Genomic DNA, 18226 nt, shown 5'->3' on the forward strand with positions numbered 1-18226 from the left:
AGAACGACATTCCCCAATGCTACTTCCGGAGGGCTGAGGAGCTATCGGCAGGAATATCTCCTGCCGGTAGTCTCTATGAGCTATTTAAGTCAAAGGACATGGTTTACAGGTTTATAGTTACTTTCTTTCTATCGATATCAAAGGTGAATTTGTGCACGTAGGAAAGACTTTTTAGTACATTTTCCAACGTTTGGTTTTCATATTCCGCGGTCACACTCCAACTTTGCTTTCGCTGTCCGATTACTTGAAACTCGACACCATACCAATCAGCAAGTCTAGCCAATACTTCATCCATACCAGCTTTTTGAAAAAATATCAAGCCATTGCGCCAGGCAGTAACCGCCCGAATATCAAACCTACCCTCCTCTTTTGTACCAGTTGATTCATCGTACTTGACCATTTCACCTGCTTTCAGCAAAACCGTACCCTCAAACTGATGATTCATTACGCTTAGCTTTCCTTCTACCAGCGCTACTTGCGCCCAGATACTGTCCTTTGTGGTCACATTAAAAGAAGTACCCAAAACCGTAGTTACCATATCTCCCGCGTATACCTTAAAGGGCCGAAGACTATCTCCTTTCACTTCAAAAAACGCTTCACCCTCTAAATGGACATCTCTCTGAGCAGCCTCGAAATTAGCGGGATACCGAAGCGTAGTAGAAGAATTCAGCCAAATGCGGGTCCCATCTTCAAGTGTCAATTGAAGCCTTTCTCCAGCATTGGTAGAACGCACCAATAAGCCGTTGCCTGCCTCTACGGTGATTTTTTCGGATGCTGGCTGAATGTCTAGCACTAGCCAAGCCAGTCCAACACCAAATAGTAGGATTGCGGCTGCTCGTGCAAACCGTAGCCATCCATTTCCCCCCTTAACTACTGCTATGGTATCGTCTTCTTTGCGATTAACTGTGGGAGCTTCTTTTAATATGCTGGCCAAAATCTCCTGCCTCTTCCCCTCAGGGATCTTAGGTTCCTGATAGTTAACTGCCATCAAAATCTCCTTGGCCAACTTGATAGATTTAATCGCATCGGGATTTGCCGCTATCCAGTTGCTCCAATATGCCTCCAGCTCCGGAGTGGGACGTTTTACCCATCTCACAAACTCGGGATCCGATAGAAAATCCTCTTTTGATTTCATGCTGATAACCTTCGTTTTACTATAAAAGAAGGGAAGACAGAAAATCACACCCTTATTTTTCCAAAAAAAACATTTTTTCTTTCCTCACTTAGGTGGAAGACAATAAATTAAAATGGTAAATTGTTGAAATCCAATGAAATACAGAAAAAAATCTTTCCGGCAAATAGGTGCGCAGTACAACATGCAATAAAACTATTCAAAGGCCTCCCGGAGAAATCCTAACGCTTTATACATGAGGTTACGGGTAGTCTTTAAACTGTCTAGCCCCATCAGTTCCTGGATTTGCCGATAATCCATCCCTTCGTAAAAACTATAATAGATGATTTCCCGTTTCCGCGGACTCATCTGCTTGATTGCGGCGTTTAGTTTTTCAAGTTTTTCCTTATCCAATTGACGATCTATCAAAACCTGCTCATGAGAAACAGAAAACTCAAAATAAGAAGGAGGGGGAAAGTCATCACGCTTTTCCTGCCATTTGTTCATTTCTGTCAGCAACCTCCTCTTTAAACACTTAAACAAATAGAACTTAATATTGTTGGTTTTCCCAAGCCCTGTCCGTGAAGCCCGAAGATAAATAAACAAATCTTGTATGGAATCCTCCACCAAGGCAGTATCAGCAACCATTCGGCAACCATAACGGTATAATTGGTCAAAATGACGCTCGTAAATCTGAATAAACGCAGACTCCTTCCCATCACGAAATTCATTCCATAACTGGCGATCTATCGTCGTGTCAATTACCTTGCATTCCGTCCCAATAAGGTCAGACTTTTCACTTTTCCGATCCAACATACTAGTGCTATTTCAAAATCACACCTACCTGATTTAAAGCTGAAATAATGAATTTAGTACAAATATTGCAAATTACTTTCCGTACGAAGCCTAAAAGGTAACCTTTATGGTCAAAACTAAACAAATTGATCAACCAATCTTAACCTAAAGATTACAAATCCCTCAAAACAACGAACCATACAGACTTCAATGAAAATCAGCGTGCCAATTGAATCTATTCTTGTTCGCAACCGTTTTTAAGGAAGCCATCCCCTTAACCGGATACATACCTAAAAAGCTTTTCCACATACCGCACAGCCGCCTCGGTTTTATCCTATGGTAATAGATTCGAAAAACATTGATCAGCAGTTATCAAAGATGGAATCGGAAATGATTCAAGCGTGTGCTGATCATCCGCATCTCATTGAAGAAGTCCACCCCGACAACCAAACGGCGGCAAAAAACCTGCTGCATTACCTCGCATTCAGAAGCGAAGACCGAACCAAGCTGCAACTGGCGCTACACCGGCTAGGACTATCTGCGCTCTCCAATGCGGAAAGTCATATCCTTGCCCAAGTGCAGGCGGTAAGGCAGCGGCTGGGCCATCGGTATGCGCCGGATCAGCTATTTCCACATAGCTACCCCGAAACCAAAGAACGCCTTGCACAAAAAGCGAACGACCTGTTTGGCCGTGGCAACGGAAGCCAGCAACCCTATATCATGGTTACCTTGGATCCGGAAATCATCGGCGAACAGGATAAATTGTTGGAAATGCTGCGGGAAGGCATGAATGTAGCACGCATCAATTGCGCACACGGTGACCAGGTTATATGGAAACAGATGGTGAATGCAGTCCGGAACGTCACACAAATGACTGGCTTTCCTTGTAAAATCTACATGGATCTCGCCGGCCCAAAAATACGAACCCAGTTCCTGGGAGATGACCGCAAAAAGAAATCCCTGGCAATCCCCGAAGGAAGCTTGATTTACCTCGCAACCTCCCGAAAAGGCTACGGGAAGAAAGACATAGTGATCAGTCCTACCGTGCCGGAAGTAATCCCTTACCTAAAGCCAGAACAGCGGGTATTCTTTGATGACGGTAAAGTATTCGGAACCATTGAAATGAAAGACGATCGCGGTGTCGGGGTGCGGATACGGAAATACTTTGCCAAACGGGAACGTATCAAGGTAGACAAAGGAATTAATTTTCCTGACAGCAAAATTAAAATTCCGGCACTAACATCCCACGACCGTGAAGCGCTTCCATTTGTACTGTCCCATACGGACCTAATCGGTTATTCCTTTGTCAATACCGCCGAGGACCTGCAATACCTCAGAACGCTCCTAGCTGAGCTCACAGATGTCCCTCCACCCATCATCCTAAAAATTGAAACAGCCCTTTCTGTAAAGAATCTCCCCGAACTTCTGCTGGAAAGTATGAAGGACCCCTTATCCGGTGTGATGATCGCACGTGGGGATCTGGCCGTGGAAACAGGCTTTCAGAAGCTGGCAGAAATTCAAGACGACATTATGTGGCTCTGTGAAGCAGCACAGGTACCGGTGGTATGGGCTACCCAAGTACTCGAAAACCTCCACAAGACGGGAATTGCCACTCGTTCGGAAATCACCGATGCCGCGCAGGCTGCTTTGGCCGAATGCGTAATGATCAACAAGGGCCCACACACGGTCACCGTGATCCAATACCTGAAAGAAATCATACACCGATCCAAAGCCCAGCGCACCAAAAAAAGATTTTTAGTCGGAAAGTTAAAGCTTGGCAAAGTTTGAATAGGTACTTTTAAGGGATGGATAGAAAGAAATTGGTAGTTATAGGAGGCGATGCGGCCGGGATGAGTGCCGCCTCGAAGGTGAGAAGGTCTCAGCCTGATTGGGAAATTGTGGTGTACGAACGTAGTCCCCACACGTCTTACTCAGCCTGTGGCATTCCCTATTTCATCGGTGACATCGTTGAGGATGAATCCTCCCTTATAGCCCGCACGCCTGAAACGTTCTTGGAAAAGCATCAAATAAAGGCCCTGATCCGTCACGAAGTAGCGAAAATTGACCCCGAAAACAAACGGGTAAAGGTAAAGGACCTGTCTACCCATCGGATAAGCTGGGAAACCTACGACTACTTGCTTATCGCTACCGGAGCATCTCCTATTCATCCCGATCTGCCAGGGATACAGGCCCAAGGCGTGTTTTCCCTGTCCACGCTGCAAAGCGGAATTTTGGCCAAAAACTACGTTAAAACCTACCAACCTAAGCACGCGGTGATCGTTGGAGGAGGATACATTGGACTGGAAATGGCCGAAGCGCTGCTGGAACGTGATATGTCAGTTTCCCTGATCGACCGAAACGAACAGGTCATGGGTACGCTGGACAAAGACATGGCTACACGGGTATCAGACTACTTACAGGATCAGGGGGTACAACTGTACTTGGAAGAAAGTTTGATCGCCATCCACACCGATACCGACCAAAAGGTCAGGATGGTGGAAACAGACAAACGTACCCTGGACGCCGACCTAGTGATCCTGGGCATTGGTGTGAAGCCAAACGCCGAATTGGCCGCAGATGCAGGCATCCAACTCTGTGACTCGGGCGCAATCGCAGTGAATGGCCGAATGGAAACTTCTCAAAAGGATATATGGGCAGCTGGGGATTGCGCCTCTTCTCGTCATTTGCTCAAAAACAAAGATATCTTTATATCCTTGGGAACGGTCGCCAACAAACACGGTTTGGTTGCTGGAACGGTTATCGCAGGTGGAGATGCGTCCTTCCCAGGCGTATTCGGTACAGCCATCACCAAATTTAAGGCGATGGAAATCGCCCGTACAGGACTCTCCGAAACGGAAGCTGCCGCATTGGCCATTCCATACCAAAAAGCCACTATCGAAAGCAGCACCATCGCCCGGTATTTTCCGGGCAGTGGAAAAATTGCCGTCAAATTGATTTGTAGGGCAGATTCCGGACTCCTACTGGGTGCCCAGATAATCGGATCTCAGGGAGCTGCCAAGCGGATAGATACCGTGGTAGCGGCAATCCAGGGCAATCTGACCGCCCAAGACCTGGTATACTTGGACTTGGCCTATGCGCCGCCCTTTTCGGGCATATGGGATCCCATACAGATCGCCGCCCGGCAGCTCGTCTGAAATGTCCTTTGGCTAAAAGGGCCTTGCTGGAGTACTAACAAAAAAAGAACCCGAATTCTTATTTTTTTAGTTTTAATGAACTATCTTACAACCTGAAACTTACCTTTCAGTCTATGAACAGAACTCTTTTTTCCTTTTTCCTAGTCTGTTCTATCGGAGTAATCCTCGCCTGCAACCGACCATCGGATAACGAAATGCCCATCTCCATCGAACTTAGCCTGGAGGACTCCATCCAGGTCAACTACGAAGGCCTGCTGGACCTGATGGACATAGACCCAACCCGCAAGAGAATCCTTCTACACGACCCACAGCGGGGGATTATCCTATTGACCGATTTTTCAGGCACCCATCTGGAGACCATGGAAAAACGGGGCGATAACAGGGATAACTACGGCATGTTCCCCTGGACACCAGCCCAATTTATGGAAAACGGTCATTTTTTCCTCCTTGGGTTTAAAGGCTACCAGGAATTTGGGCCGGATGGGCGATTAATTCGGAGCACACCAGTATCCGCAAAAGATATTCCCAGCTTCTCCGGCAGAGCCGCCGCAGACAATCCGGTTGCAAAGATCGGAGAAGACTATCTTTTCAGGGGGATCACCCCTCGAGGCGAATACACCAAAGCAGAGCCAGAATACTATGAAAACTTCCAGTTGTTGGCTACCCTTAACCCCGACTCCGGTAAGTTGCACCGTTTTCTACACCTAGCGAATGAAAGCCACTTTAGAAATGGTCAGGCTTACGACGCCCCCGAGATGATGCCTTCATTTGCCCTACGAGGAGATTCACTTTATGTAACCGTGGGCACCGATCCCAACCTATACCTATACCACCTAGACGACACCTCCGCACCGATTGCTGTCCATGAAATGGAACATACCTTGTTTTTCCCCGGTCAGGGAAAAGCACCGGCCGAGGCAGATGTAAAAGGGATAGCGGTGGATGCGTCTGCCGGAAGAACCCGATCGCTTACCCTGGTGGACACCCTCCTATTGGCCTGTTACCATCCGGGGTTTGATCCGTTGGACAGGGAGCGGTATCAAAACCTAGAGGGGAATTACGGCGAATTCATGGCGGAAATGGAAGGCAAATATACCGATAGGTTGCTTATCATGAACCTGGAAGGAAAACGCTTGGCTGACCTGGAAATCCCCAATCAGCTGGACTACCGACAACTTCTCTATAGGAACGGCGAATTGTGGTTTTTGTCGAGGTTCAACAAAGAGCAGGAAGAAGATTTCGTGAAACTTTATAAAGTACATATCGGCACAAAAAACTAGGTTTTCACAAGAACACCACATGGAATTGCCGGATCAAATTTCAAAAGGTTTTTTCCTTTTGGCGATTAACCCGTACCTTCGTGTCGAAAACGAATAGGGAAAAACATGAGAGTTTGGTTTTTGTGCAAAGTAAAATATGCCAAGGAAAACGAGCAGGGACTGCTGAAGAACGTGTCTGAACAATATTTGGTAGACGCGGTATCCTTTACAGAAGCCGAAGCAAGGATTTACGATATGCTGGGCTCGGTCATTCGCGGCGATTTTCAGGTCACCAATATCAGCAAAAGTAATATTGTAGACGTCTTTTTTTTCGAGGACATCGATATTTGGCACAAATGCAAGATCACCTACATCGTTGCCGATGCGGATAGTGGTAAAGAAAAAAAAGTCACCCAATTTATGCTAGTGACTGCGCATCACGTGAAGGAAGCCTACGAACGAATTTACGAAAGCCTGAACAATATGCTGGTGACTTTTAATGTCCCTGAGGTAGTGGAAAGCCCCATCGTGGAGGTATTCCCCTATGAAAAAGACGACGATCTCAACCCTCCGATCCCCGAGAACCTCAAACCCCTGAATGAAGTAAACCCCTCTTAACGAAGCCAGCCTTCAGCTAGTTCAACCATAAAAAGCAAATAACTTACTTTAAAATACATCTTTTATTATATTGCAGCCAAATTCGATCCTTGGCATGAAAAATTTATTGCTTTTAATCACCATTGTTTTAGCTTCTTCTCATCTCCTCCTAGGTCAGGATGATCGTAGAGACCGCATAGGGGTCGGTCTTGGCCCATCCAAGCTTTATGGGGACAACACGGGGATCCATAGCGAGTTCAAGTTCAAGGTACTCCCAGCCCTAACACTAGATTTCAGCAAAAAGATACATGAAATGTTTGATGCCAAGGTAACTGCTGGTATCCAATCAATCCAAAGTGGTGATTTTTATAATCTTAACGAAATCAATAAAATAGCAGAAGCCAGTCTCCCCCACGCATTTACCGGGTCATTGATGTTTGCGGATATCATGCCAATTTATCAAATAAACCCAAATAAGAGCGGCTATCTCCCATCGTTAATAAAAGGCTATACAGGGCTTGGACTGGGCTTTTTTCATTCCAGTAGACAGGATACCAGAAGGATAAACAATGATCTCGGTGGTTTCGTGGAGGAAACGTACGATGCCTCCAATTCAGGAATTTACATCCCTTTTCGTATGGGAATTTACATGGAGCTTGAGAAAATCAACGGAGAGATTGGGCTGGAATCCACATTAATGATGGCTATATTTGGCCAGATGGAGGGAAACGATCAGCAGCAGAAGTCTATCAAGCCCGATGTTGCCGCTCAATTGCAGCTCTACTACCGCATTCCCATAGGGAAATAGTGGGTTTTGCCGTTTTGGGTCTACCTGATGCGGATACAGTCAAGGTATAACATCATACGCTACACCAATGAGAAATTTGCCCATCGCCATCATTGCCCTGCTGTGGATGCAGTGTGGGCACGGTTCGGAAACCACCCAAACGGAATCCAACGGGGACATGTATACAGAGACCTTTCGGCCCCAGTTTCACTTTTCACCCCCTAGCCAATGGATGAATGATCCCAACGGCATGGTTTTTTACCAAGGCGAATACCATCTTTTTTACCAATATCACCCGGAAAGTACCGTATGGGGTCCTATGCACTGGGGACATGCCGTTTCAAAAGATCTCGTACATTGGGAAAACCTACCAATTGCCCTTTATCCCGATGAACTGGGTACTATTTTTTCGGGATCAGCTGTAATTGATCATCAGAATACCAGCGGACTGGGTAGTGACGACAATCCTCCCATGGTTGCTATATACACAAACCACCACGCAGAGAAGGAGCAAGCAGGTGACGTGGATTTTCAGGTGCAAAGTATTGCCTATAGCCTAGATAAAGGACGGTCCTGGACCAAATATGCCAAAAACCCCGTATTGGACAACCCCGGTATCCGGGATTTCAGAGACCCTAAGGTCTTTTGGCATGGGCCTACTTCCAGGTGGGTTATGGCATTGGCTGTAGAAAAGGTCATCCACCTGTACACGTCTGAAAACCTGTTGGATTGGACATTTGCCAGTGAATTCGGTGAAGGTATTGGAGCAAAAGGTGGCGTATGGGAATGCCCGGATCTATTTCCCATGAATGACCCCAACGGATCCGAAAAATGGGTGATGCTGGTGAGCATTAACCCCGGCGGTCCCAATCTCGGATCAGCCACGCAGTATTTTATCGGGAACTTTGACGGTAAGCAATTTACCCCTCTAGACACAGTCATTCGTTGGATCGACTACGGTCCCGATAATTACGCCGGAGTCACATGGTCCAATATCCCAGATACCGACGGCAGAAGGCTTTTTATTGGCTGGATGAGCAACTGGCTTTATGCAGGCGCCGTGCCCACCGTGACTTGGCGTAGCGCCAAGACCATCCCGCGGTCCCTTAGCCTGAAGGGAATACATGGCAAACACCTACTTCACTCCCAACCCATTGACGAGCTACAGGGGCTTCGGAGAGATGAGACTGTCTTTTTAGATGAGAAGCGGTTTGATCTGCCCAGTGCGACTTCGGAAATTATTGTGGAGATTCCAGATGGGGATTTGGAAAGCATCCTGGTCCAAAATGACTCCGGAGAGCAGGTCATTCTGCGGTTCGCAGACGGGAAGCTGGAACTGGATCGGACCCAGTCAGGATTGAGTGATTTTCACGCCGATTTCGCCAACGTTCACACCGCTCCCCTCGATGGAGTATCGGTCACATCGGTGCAGATTTTTTTGGACAGCAGCTCGATAGAGGTATTTATAAATTCAGGTGAATTGGTGATGACAGCTATCCTCTTTCCAACAGAACCATACCGCACCCTGGAGCTAACCGGAGGAATGACCAAAACACGCGTATTTTCTCTCGCCTCCATTTGGAAGTAATCGTATACTACGATTTATTTTCGCTGTAGGGTTTTATTATCTTGCTAAACTTTTTAGTTTTATTCTTTGATCATAACCATGAACCCAACCAACTTATGCAAATAAACAAATACGTGTTATTCCTTTCGGTGGTAGCTGCACTGGGCGGATTTCTTTTTGGATTTGACACCGCGGTGATTTCCGGTGCCGAACGGTACATACAGCAGGCCTGGGGTCTGAGCGATTGGAGCCATGGGCTGGCTGTGGCGATTGCATTGTACGGCACCGTCATTGGAGCGCTGTTTGGAGGGATTCCTGCTGATAAATACGGTCGTAAAAAGTCCCTGATTTGGATTGGTATCCTCTATTTCGTGTCGGCGCTGGGCTCTGCCGTCGCTCCAGAGGTGATTTCGTTTATGGCATTCCGTTTTATCGGTGGCTTGGGCGTAGGGGCGTCTTCAGTAGTGGCTCCCATGTATATCAGCGAAATCTCCCCTGCCAAAAACCGCGGACAATTGGTTGCACTGTTTCAGTTTAACCTGGTGTTTGGGATACTAGTGGCCTATTTTAGCAATTACCTTATAGACACCGCCATCGAAAACGAAAGTTGGCGCTGGATGCTTGGAATGGAGGCCATACCTGCATTGATTTACACCGTTTTGGTATTTAAGGTACCGCAAAGTCCGCGTTGGTTGATCGCAAAACACGGAAATTTCGAGGAAGCAGAACGCATCTTATCCAAAACCGATCCAACCGGGGTAAAGGAAGCCATTCGACTGGCGCTAGAAGAAAAAGAGCTTAACAAGTTGAAGGTGGGCTTTATGGCGCTCTTCAAAAACCAATACCTACACATCACGCTCTTGGCCGTTGTGATTGCGATGTTCAATCAGCTCTCTGGTATCAACGCCATCATCTATTTCGCCCCCAGAGTATTTGAGATGGCAGGCATCAGTGCCGAGAGCGCGTTGCTATCCACCGTAGGCATCGGTGTCGTCAACTTACTAGCGACCATGATTGGTCTGTACCTTATCGATCGGATTGGTCGAAAAAAGCTGATGTACATCGGCTCCATTGGATATATTATATCCCTCTCGCTCATCGCATACTCATTCTCCGGGGGGCAGTTGAGCGTAAGCCTGCTCCCGATATTTGTCTTTATGTTTATCGCTTCCCACGCCGTAGGGCAGGGCGCCGTAATTTGGGTATTCATCTCCGAGGTGTTTCCCAATGAACTACGCGCATATGGACAATCCATCGGTTGCTTCACCCACTGGATACTAGCTGCATTAATCGCCAATGTATTTCCTTTCTTTGCCAACCAATTCGGTCCGGTGCCGATTTTTGGTTTCTTTGCATTGATGATGGTTGTCCAGCTTCTCTGGGTAGCCCTGCGGATGCCCGAAACCAAAGGCCGCTCTTTGGAAGAAATCCAACAAGACCTAAAGAAAAGCCATGCCTAAAAAAGCGATCTGTTTTGGGGAAATGCTTTGGGATGTGTTTCCGAAGAAAAAAATTGCCGGTGGTGCTCCCATGAATGTGGCCCTGCACCTGCAACACTTGGGCTTGGACACTTCCATGATTTCCCGGGTCGGAAAAGACAAATTGGGCAGGGAACTCTTCCGCTTTGTGGAACGCTACGGACTGGATACCTCGTTGATCCAAGAAGACGGAGAGCTTCCCACAGGGACCGTCCATGTGAACGATACAGACCCGGAAAACATCCAATACGACATCGTAAAACCTGCAGCCTGGGACCGGGTTACCTGGAATGAAACAATGCAGCGGGCAGTCCGTACGGCAGATGTCTTTGTATACGGCAGCCTAGCAGCCAGAGAACCAACAAGCCGAGAGACGCTCTTTTCACTTCTGAAAAACACCGATAGCCTTAAGGTGTTGGATATGAATCTGCGGCCTCCGTTTTATACAGCTGAGCTGATAGAAGAGCTCCTAAAGTCCTGCCATATTCTAAAAATCAATGAGGAGGAACTTTCCAAAATTGCCTCCTTCCAGGATTTACCTTCCAAAACCAGCACGGCGCTGGAAAGATTATCGGAGCAGTTTGACTTGGACCTAATCTGTGTTACATTGGGTGCTAAAGGCGCCCTGCTTTTTCAGGACGGGGAAATTGTTTCTCACCCGGGTTACCCCGTGGAGGTTGCAGACACAGTGGGTTCTGGCGATGCCTTTTTGGCCGGGTTTATTACCAAGTATTTGGACCACCAATCACCTGAACAAACGCTGGATTACGCCTGTGCCTTGGGTGCTTTGGTGGCCACCATGGAAGGCGGCACTCCCACATACGCCATAGCAGATGTTGAGGCCCTCCGGAAAAACTAAAAAAAAGGCCTCCGAATAGAAGGCCTTTAAAAATATTTCTAGAAGTTTTCAGCGGGATTAGAAACTTATCCCTACGGAAACCTTGAATCCACGATTGTACACCTCCGCTTGGGAATCCTTAAAAACAGGAGTTAGCCCTAGGTCATAACTAGCTTGTAAGTTCAACCCGACGGGTAGATTATATCCCAATCCAACCACTAAGCCTGCATCGATGTCGTTGATTGCATCGGTATTCCATCCCAGTGTACTTCCCAACACATTGGCCTCAAACTTGGAGCCCATCAGGATAGACCCCTGCGGCCCTGCGAAGAAATTAAACCCTTCACCGGCGTAAAACCTAAACAAGATCGGCACGTCCAGGTAATTCAAAATAGCCCTGGAATCGGCAAAATCATCATTTTGCGTACCTTTAACCGAATAGTAAACACCCGGCTCAATGGCAAATCTGTCCACTACGAACATGTTAGCAAAAATACCTGCGTGAAACCCGACCCGGTTGGTGTAATCGTTGCTGCTTACATCCGATCCTCCCCAGTTGAAGAAATTCGCACAACCCCGGATTCCAAAGCTTGCTTTCTGCTCCTCTGCCGGGCTTCTCATCTGCGCATGGGCGGCAATAATTCCCGCTCCCATAAACACCAAAACTAATAAAGACAATTTTTTCATGGTAACTAATCTAATTGGTTCAGCTACCACGATATTCTAATACTATGCCAAACTATCGTCGCCGATAGCAGCCCAGACACAACATCCTGACAATAAAAGAGATAAAAAACTCTTATACCACACGCTTTTCAATGTAGCTAGAATTTAACACAGCCAAAGCCCCCATATATTTTAGCTTGAAGGCAATTAAATCCCCAACCTTATACCCATTGGGGTTTTGCTGAAGATTAAGGATCAACATATCGGAACTACCTCCTATAATCTCAAAATCATCATCTACAGGTATCAAGTATTTGGGGTCCACATCAAGCAGACCAATGTCAATAATCGCCCGGTAACTGGTCTTTCCGTATAGAGATTCGTCTACTTCCATCACTTCCCCTTGAGGGTTCGCCGCCAGAACACCGCTTGGTAGCAGGGGTTTTTCCTGCATCTCGATGATTTCTACAAACAACTCAAATACGTCCCCGTGCATGCCCTCGATCACTGTATCTTCAAATAGATCGATGCCAAAATAGAGCGTTTCGCCCACGCGGAAATGATTAATTCCCTTGGGCAGCTGTTTGTGAAGCATGAGTGGAATGGTTACCGATGTCCCCGCAGATACCCAGGGAATTTCCTTCGAGAATTTCAACTCTATGATCTGCTTGTAGAGGGAAAGCTGAATAAGCTTGTCAGCTGAAGGCAATACCCCGTTTAGGCAGTTGAGGTTGGTCCCTAAGCCGATGATCTCCAGATTGGGCAGGTCGAATACTTTTTCGTAAAACTCCACCAAATGGTCCCCCATTACCCCTTCCCTAAGGTCTCCCGTTTCCACCATGATGATGATTTTGTGCATTTTACCCTGCTTCACCGCCTCGTCGCTGATCCATCGGATGGTATTCAATTCACTGTTAAGGCTCACATCGGCATAGCGGACCATGTCCGCAAGGTTTCTTTTAGAGGGCGGTTTGATATACACCGTCTGCACGTTGGGGTTAATTTCCTTGATTTTTCGAAGATTACTAATCCGTGAGTCGTGCACTTCATCTACGCCCAAGTCAATCAGTTCCTTCAAATACCGCCTGTTTCCACACAGCATCTTCGATACCACCCCCCAAGCTACGCCGTGGATGTTGAAATGGTTTTTCAAGAATTCGAAGTTGTCTTGAAGTTTTTCTTTGTAAAGGTTTAGGAATGCCATGTCATTTCGTAAGTCTCATTTCCAAGTATTTGTTTGTAAAGCCCAACTTCTCATAGAGGTTCCTGGCCGGATTGTCAGGCTCCACATGCAGTGCGATACTGCCTTGCGCCATATTTATAGCCATTTGCATCAGGCGTTTACCGAGCCCCTTACCCCGTTGCGATGCATCCACAGCTATATAAACCAAGATATTTTCGGGTATATACCCAGACATGCCCGTTTTATTCACGACAACAGTTCCTACCACTAGGTTCTCTTCACGTGCCAGAACCGCGAATCCGCCCTTGTCCACAGCTTGATCCAACGCGTAGTCTAGACAGCGCATGATATGTTCGTGTGGATCTCCGTATTGGTCCAAATGCTGAAAAAGAAAATCTGCAATTTCTTTCTTCTGCAAATAGGTCGCGTTATCGATAGCCGTAATTGTCTGAAATACTGTCATTATTTAAATGATTTTTGTTATTTATTCTGATTCTTATACTTTTCTATACCATATACAAGCAAAAACGCTGCTAAAGAAACCAAAACACCGAAAAAATTTGGATCTAACTGAAAAGGCAGTTTCACATTTGCTACAGACAAACCTGCGGTCACACCTCCTCCCAGTACCATTGCGGACAAAGCGGCATTGGGAGATCTCATATTCCAAAACAATCCAGCGACGATTGGCACCAAAAGCCCTGACACCATAAACGCATAGGAGTAAAGCATCAACTCCAAGACATTGGTCATCTGAAGCGCAATGGCCAGTGCCAACACCCCGATTGCAAGTGTAAAGACCTGACTCAGACGCATCACCGCCTTATCTGACATAGTTTTCATCCACCGTCCAAATATATCGGTGGTCAAATTTCCAGATGCAGCCATCAGGCAGGAGTCAGCCGTAGACAATACCGCCGAAAAATAGGCCGACATCATTAATCCCATAATACCCGCCGGAAGTACCGTACTGAGTAAGATCGGAAGACCCATTTCAGGATCCAAAATTTCCGAATCTACAGCAATCATCCCCTGTTCGAAGGCCACTCGGGCCAAAAGCCCCAATGAAACGCCCATAAAAGCCATAATGGGCCATTCGAAGAAACCAGCAATATACCAGGCTTTCTTTGCGGAAGCCACATCTCTGCTGGCGAAAATCCGCTGATAAAGGGTCATACCTACAAACCAAATGGGCAATATCGTAATTCCCCAGTTTGCTAGGTCCTGCCATCTCAGGTTACGGAGAGAAAAGAACTCGGCGGGTAAGGTATCTCTGATGACCGACCAGCCTCCTACGTGGAAATAGGACACCGGCAAGCCAATAAAGATAAACCCCATCAACAAAATAATCCACTGTATGGTATCGGTATAGATTACCGCCTTTAACCCTCCCATGACCGTGTAGACCACCGCTATTACACCCATGATCACCAAGGCAACTTGTAGATCCAATTCAGGAAAGGTACCGGAAGCCAGTTTTGCTCCGGCAAGTAACTGCGAAGAAGTAAATCCCAAATATCCCACAAAGCAGATAAAAGCGGCCGCGAGACCAACTTTTCGATCATAAAGGTACGTGACTATTTGAGGCAATGTGTAGAAATGCTTAAACTGCGGAGTAGACCTCACGACGGGAATCAGGTAAACTGCCGCAAGCCAGGCTCCAAGAAGACCTGTAAACAACATCCAGCTGCCGGATAATCCCATGGCGAAACCCAATCCTCCTAGCCCCACCGAAAATCCACCCCCTACATCAGTGGCAACAACTGAAAGTCCGATGTGCCAACTGCCTATATTTCTTCCCCCAACATAATAATCATCTTGCCCCTTATTGTTCTTCATGAAGTAGACCCCTACTCCCAACATGGCTACCATATAAACAAGAAAAATAAACAAATCAATTATTGCCACGATTCCTCCTTCCTAATTAGCCAATTCCGTGTTTTATAGCTCTCGATTATACATGCAAACGGGACAGATCTAGTCAGATTTTCGCATTCTACACTCGAATTGTACCAAACGAAAGAGGCCCCAGTTTCCTGGGGCCTCTTTGTTGGTTGCGATATCGTTTCGACCGATCTATACATTCTCCGTGGTCACGGACGCTGTATAAAACTCCCGGTTTAACCTAGCTATATTACTCAATTTAATTTCCTTCGGACACTCTGCCGCGCAGGCACCGGTATTGGTGCAAGCACCGAATCCCTCTGCATCCATCTGTGCGATCATTTTTTCGGCCCGATCCCTTCGCTCCACCTGCCCTTGTGGCAACAAGGCTAACTGGGAAACCTTAGCGGAGACAAATAACATGGCCGACGCATTCTTACAAGCTGCTACGCAGGCACCACAACCAATACAGGTAGCTGCATCAAAAGCCTCGTCTGCAATCACCTTGGGAATAGGGATTTCATTGGCATCAGGAACCCCCCCAGTGTTTACCGAAACGTATCCACCAGCCTGAATAATTCTATCAAACGCTCCTCGGTCAACCACCAAGTCCTTCATAATCGGAAAGGCTTTTGCTCTCCAAGGCTCAATAGTGATCGTATCACCGTCCTTAAAGGACCTCATGTGTAGCTGACAGGTTGTCGTTTGCTGGGGCCCGTGTGGCCTTCCATTGATATAAAGAGAACACATCCCGCAGATACCCTCTCTACAGTCGTGGTCAAAATGCACCGGGTCTTCTCCTTTTTCGGAAAGCTCCTCGTTCAATACATCCAACATCTCCAAAAATGACATGTCCTCGGAGATATTGGCAATTTTATAATCTTTAAAACCACCCTTGTCACTGTGGTTTTTTTGTCTCCATATTTTTAGTGTAAGATTCATACCGTCGTTTTCTTTTGTGGTTTGGTTTTACTTGTAGCTTCGCTGGGTAAGCTTGACATTCTCGAATACCAGTGGCTCCTTGTGCAACTGTTCCTCTTTGCCCTCTCCCTGATATTCCCAAGCCGCTACATAGGCAAAGTTTTCGTCGTCCCGAAGCGCTTCGCCCTCTGGCGTTTGGAATTCTTCTCTAAAGTGGCCTCCGCAGCTTTCGTCACGGTTCAGCGCATCGTCAATCATCAACTCGCCAAGCTCCAGAAAATCTGCGACCCGATGTGCTTTCTCCAAGGATTGGTTTAGCTCTTCACCGGTACCCAACACGTTTACGTTTGTCCAAAATTCCGCCTTCAACTCCTTAATCATCGCCTTTGCCTTGGTTAGGCCGTCCGCAGACCGGGCCATACCGCAGTAGTTCCACATGATCTTGCCCAGCTTCTTATGGTAATAATCTACTGTCTTGGACCCTTTGATAGCTAACAGCTGCTGTATCCTGCCTTTTACATCTGCTTCGGCTTCTCTGAATGCCGGATGGTCTACAGGTACTTTCTCGTACGACATACCCGCTAAGTAGTCACCAATGGTGTAGGGCACCACAAAATACCCATCGGCCAGTCCCTGCATCAATGCAGAAGCACCCAATCGGTTTGCTCCGTGATCTGAGAAGTTTGCTTCTCCCAATGCATAAAGCCCTGGCACGGTCGTCATCAAGTTGTAGTCTACCCATAGTCCACCCATGGTATAATGTACCGCCGGATAGATCATCATCGGTGTCTTGTAAGGGTTCTCTCCGGTGATCTGCTGGTACATGTCAAACAGGTTACCGTATTTGCTTCTCACCAAGTCTTCTCCATCCCGTAGGATTGCGTCCCGAAAATCAAGGAATACGGCTTCGCCGGTCTCATTTACTCCCCTGCCCTCGTCACATACGTATTTGGCATTTCTGGAGGCCACATCACGAGGCACCAAGTTACCGAAAGATGGGTACTTGGTCTCTAGATAATAGTCCCTGTCTTCGTCTTTGATATCCTGAGGCTTGATTTGCTTCTTACGTAATTTCTCTGCGGTCTCAACTGTCTTGGGAACCCATACCCTGCCGTCATTTCTAAGCGATTCGGACATCAGCGTCAGTTTGGACTGATGGTCTCCCGATACCGGGATACAGGTTGGGTGAATTTGGGTGTAGCAGGGATTGCTGAAATAGGCGCCTTTTTTGTGCGCTCTCCATGCCGCGGTCACGTTGGAACCCATCGCGTTGGTGGACAGGAAAAAAACGTTTCCGTAACCTCCAGTACATAGAAGCACTGCATGGGCGCTGTGAGACTCTATGGCTCCGGTAATTAAGTTCCGGGTTACGATTCCCCGCGCTTTGCCATCCACCTTCACTACATCCATCATTTCTGTACGTGGAAACAACTTTACCTTTCCATTAGCCACCTGTCGGCTGAGCGCCGAATAGGCCCCCAATAAAAGCTGCTGACCGGTTTGACCTCTCGCATAAAAGGTTCTGGATACCTGCGCACCACCAAACGAACGGTTTGCCAGTAATCCACCATACTCCCGGGCAAAAGGAACGCCCTGTGCCACACACTGATCGATGATATTTACAGAAACTTCCGCCAGCCGGTATACGTTTGCCTCGCGAGAACGGTAGTCACCACCCTTGATCGTATCATAAAATAGCCGGAAGACCGAATCTCCATCATTTTGATAGTTCTTTGCGGCATTGATTCCACCCTGTGCAGCAATAGAATGTGCCCGTCTGGGGCTATCCTGAAAGCAAAAGGCTTTTACATTGTATCCCAATTCGGCTAGGGAAGCAGCTGCAGAAGCGCCTGCCAGACCAGTTCCCACGACGATCACGTCATACTTCCGCTTGTTTGCCGGGTTTACCAGCTTCACATTAAATTTATGTTTAGTCCACTTTTCCGCCAACGGGCCGGAGGGTATTTTAGCATCCAGTATCATTG

At 47.1% G+C, this 18226-nt stretch carries 16 protein-coding genes; 8 read left to right on the top strand and 8 right to left on the bottom strand.

All coding sequences use genetic code 11. The annotated features are described in order from the left end of the window. Positions 1–103 precede the first annotated feature (103 nt). On the bottom strand, positions 104–1135 hold the full coding sequence (locus JJU34_RS16965) for a FecR family protein (protein ID WP_228693599.1): 1032 nt from the start codon (positions 1133–1135) through the stop codon (positions 104–106). Positions 1136–1327: 192 nt separating this feature from the next. After that, a complete protein-coding gene (locus JJU34_RS16970) occupies positions 1328–1927 on the bottom strand; it encodes a sigma-70 family RNA polymerase sigma factor (protein ID WP_228693600.1) in 600 nt (199 codons plus the stop codon). A gap of 315 nt (positions 1928–2242) precedes the next feature. Between JJU34_RS16970 and JJU34_RS16975 the strand changes: the two genes are divergently transcribed. The 8 genes from JJU34_RS16975 (at position 2243) to JJU34_RS17010 (ending at position 11608) form a co-directional block, all read left to right on the top strand. Next, positions 2243–3694: a pyruvate kinase gene (locus JJU34_RS16975; RefSeq protein WP_228693601.1), complete on the top strand. Its 1452-nt coding sequence runs from the start codon at positions 2243–2245 to the stop codon at positions 3692–3694. A 17-nt stretch (positions 3695–3711) separates the two neighbouring features. Beyond that, positions 3712–5061 carry an FAD-dependent oxidoreductase gene (locus JJU34_RS16980; RefSeq protein ID WP_228693602.1) on the top strand — a complete coding sequence of 450 codons (1350 nt, stop codon included), beginning with the start codon at positions 3712–3714 and terminating at the stop codon, positions 5059–5061. A 113-nt stretch (positions 5062–5174) separates the two neighbouring features. After that, the gene (locus tag JJU34_RS16985) at positions 5175–6341 is read left to right on the top strand and encodes a hypothetical protein (protein WP_228693603.1); all 1167 of its coding nucleotides are present in this window, start codon (positions 5175–5177) and stop codon (positions 6339–6341) included. A gap of 105 nt (positions 6342–6446) precedes the next feature. Continuing rightward, positions 6447–6938, top strand: a complete 492-nt coding sequence (locus JJU34_RS16990) for a DUF4494 domain-containing protein (RefSeq protein WP_228693604.1) — start codon at positions 6447–6449, stop codon at positions 6936–6938. A gap of 94 nt (positions 6939–7032) precedes the next feature. Then, positions 7033–7725 (top strand): hypothetical protein, encoded by a 693-nt coding sequence (locus tag JJU34_RS16995; protein ID WP_228693605.1) that lies wholly within the window; start codon positions 7033–7035, stop codon positions 7723–7725. A 67-nt stretch (positions 7726–7792) separates the two neighbouring features. Beyond that, positions 7793–9292 (top strand): glycoside hydrolase family 32 protein, encoded by a 1500-nt coding sequence (locus tag JJU34_RS17000; protein WP_228693606.1) that lies wholly within the window; start codon positions 7793–7795, stop codon positions 9290–9292. A gap of 95 nt (positions 9293–9387) precedes the next feature. Then, positions 9388–10731, top strand: coding sequence for a sugar porter family MFS transporter (locus JJU34_RS17005; protein WP_228693607.1), 1344 nt, complete (start codon positions 9388–9390; stop codon positions 10729–10731). Beyond that, complete coding sequence (locus JJU34_RS17010) at positions 10724–11608, top strand: carbohydrate kinase (protein WP_228693608.1); 885 nt, start codon at positions 10724–10726, stop codon at positions 11606–11608. The genes JJU34_RS17005 and JJU34_RS17010 overlap by 8 nt, the downstream gene beginning before the upstream one ends. Positions 11609–11665: 57 nt before the next feature. Here JJU34_RS17010 and JJU34_RS17015 read toward each other — a convergent pair whose 3' ends face one another. The 6 genes from JJU34_RS17015 to JJU34_RS17040 all read right to left on the bottom strand — a co-directional run bounded on the left by JJU34_RS17015 (position 11666) and on the right by JJU34_RS17040 (position 18224). Next, positions 11666–12274 (bottom strand): porin family protein, encoded by a 609-nt coding sequence (locus JJU34_RS17015; protein ID WP_228693609.1) that lies wholly within the window; start codon positions 12272–12274, stop codon positions 11666–11668. Positions 12275–12386: 112 nt separating this feature from the next. Continuing rightward, complete coding sequence (locus tag JJU34_RS17020; protein ID WP_228693610.1) at positions 12387–13457, bottom strand: alanine/ornithine racemase family PLP-dependent enzyme; 1071 nt, start codon at positions 13455–13457, stop codon at positions 12387–12389. Between the two features lies 1 nt (position 13458). After that, positions 13459–13899 carry a GNAT family N-acetyltransferase gene (locus JJU34_RS17025; RefSeq protein WP_228693611.1) on the bottom strand — a complete coding sequence of 147 codons (441 nt, stop codon included), beginning with the start codon at positions 13897–13899 and terminating at the stop codon, positions 13459–13461. Between the two features lie 17 nt (positions 13900–13916). Further along, positions 13917–15344 carry a sodium:solute symporter family protein gene (locus JJU34_RS17030; RefSeq protein WP_228693612.1) on the bottom strand — a complete coding sequence of 476 codons (1428 nt, stop codon included), beginning with the start codon at positions 15342–15344 and terminating at the stop codon, positions 13917–13919. Between the two features lie 168 nt (positions 15345–15512). Next, on the bottom strand, positions 15513–16262 hold the full coding sequence (locus JJU34_RS17035) for a succinate dehydrogenase/fumarate reductase iron-sulfur subunit (protein ID WP_228693613.1): 750 nt from the start codon (positions 16260–16262) through the stop codon (positions 15513–15515). Between the two features lie 27 nt (positions 16263–16289). Then, entirely contained in the window at positions 16290–18224 is a 1935-nt protein-coding gene (locus JJU34_RS17040; RefSeq protein WP_228693614.1) for a fumarate reductase/succinate dehydrogenase flavoprotein subunit, read from the bottom strand. Positions 18225–18226: the final 2 nt, after the last annotated feature.

It is taken from the genome of Lunatimonas sp., from assembly GCF_020832325.1.
Taxonomy (GTDB): Bacteria; Bacteroidota; Bacteroidia; order Cytophagales; family Cyclobacteriaceae; genus Lunatimonas.

What these genes read in the sequence shown, in the direction of transcription:
- JJU34_RS16965 (WP_228693599.1), bottom strand. Translation starts at nt 1,135, where the DNA reads ATGAAATCAAAAGAGGATTTTCTATCGGATCCCGAGTTTGTGAGATGG.
- JJU34_RS16970 (WP_228693600.1), bottom strand. Translation starts at nt 1,927, where the DNA reads ATGTTGGATCGGAAAAGTGAAAAGTCTGACCTTATTGGGACGGAATGC.
- JJU34_RS16975 (WP_228693601.1), top strand. Translation starts at nt 2,243, where the DNA reads ATGGTAATAGATTCGAAAAACATTGATCAGCAGTTATCAAAGATGGAA.
- JJU34_RS16980 (WP_228693602.1), top strand. Translation starts at nt 3,712, where the DNA reads ATGGATAGAAAGAAATTGGTAGTTATAGGAGGCGATGCGGCCGGGATG.
- JJU34_RS16985 (WP_228693603.1), top strand. Translation starts at nt 5,175, where the DNA reads ATGAACAGAACTCTTTTTTCCTTTTTCCTAGTCTGTTCTATCGGAGTA.
- JJU34_RS16990 (WP_228693604.1), top strand. Translation starts at nt 6,447, where the DNA reads ATGAGAGTTTGGTTTTTGTGCAAAGTAAAATATGCCAAGGAAAACGAG.
- JJU34_RS16995 (WP_228693605.1), top strand. Translation starts at nt 7,033, where the DNA reads ATGAAAAATTTATTGCTTTTAATCACCATTGTTTTAGCTTCTTCTCAT.
- JJU34_RS17000 (WP_228693606.1), top strand. Translation starts at nt 7,793, where the DNA reads ATGAGAAATTTGCCCATCGCCATCATTGCCCTGCTGTGGATGCAGTGT.
- JJU34_RS17005 (WP_228693607.1), top strand. Translation starts at nt 9,388, where the DNA reads ATGCAAATAAACAAATACGTGTTATTCCTTTCGGTGGTAGCTGCACTG.
- JJU34_RS17010 (WP_228693608.1), top strand. Translation starts at nt 10,724, where the DNA reads ATGCCTAAAAAAGCGATCTGTTTTGGGGAAATGCTTTGGGATGTGTTT.
- JJU34_RS17015 (WP_228693609.1), bottom strand. Translation starts at nt 12,274, where the DNA reads ATGAAAAAATTGTCTTTATTAGTTTTGGTGTTTATGGGAGCGGGAATT.
- JJU34_RS17020 (WP_228693610.1), bottom strand. Translation starts at nt 13,457, where the DNA reads ATGGCATTCCTAAACCTTTACAAAGAAAAACTTCAAGACAACTTCGAA.
- JJU34_RS17025 (WP_228693611.1), bottom strand. Translation starts at nt 13,899, where the DNA reads ATGACAGTATTTCAGACAATTACGGCTATCGATAACGCGACCTATTTG.
- JJU34_RS17035 (WP_228693613.1), bottom strand. Translation starts at nt 16,262, where the DNA reads ATGAATCTTACACTAAAAATATGGAGACAAAAAAACCACAGTGACAAG.
- JJU34_RS17040 (WP_228693614.1), bottom strand. Translation starts at nt 18,224, where the DNA reads ATGATACTGGATGCTAAAATACCCTCCGGCCCGTTGGCGGAAAAGTGG.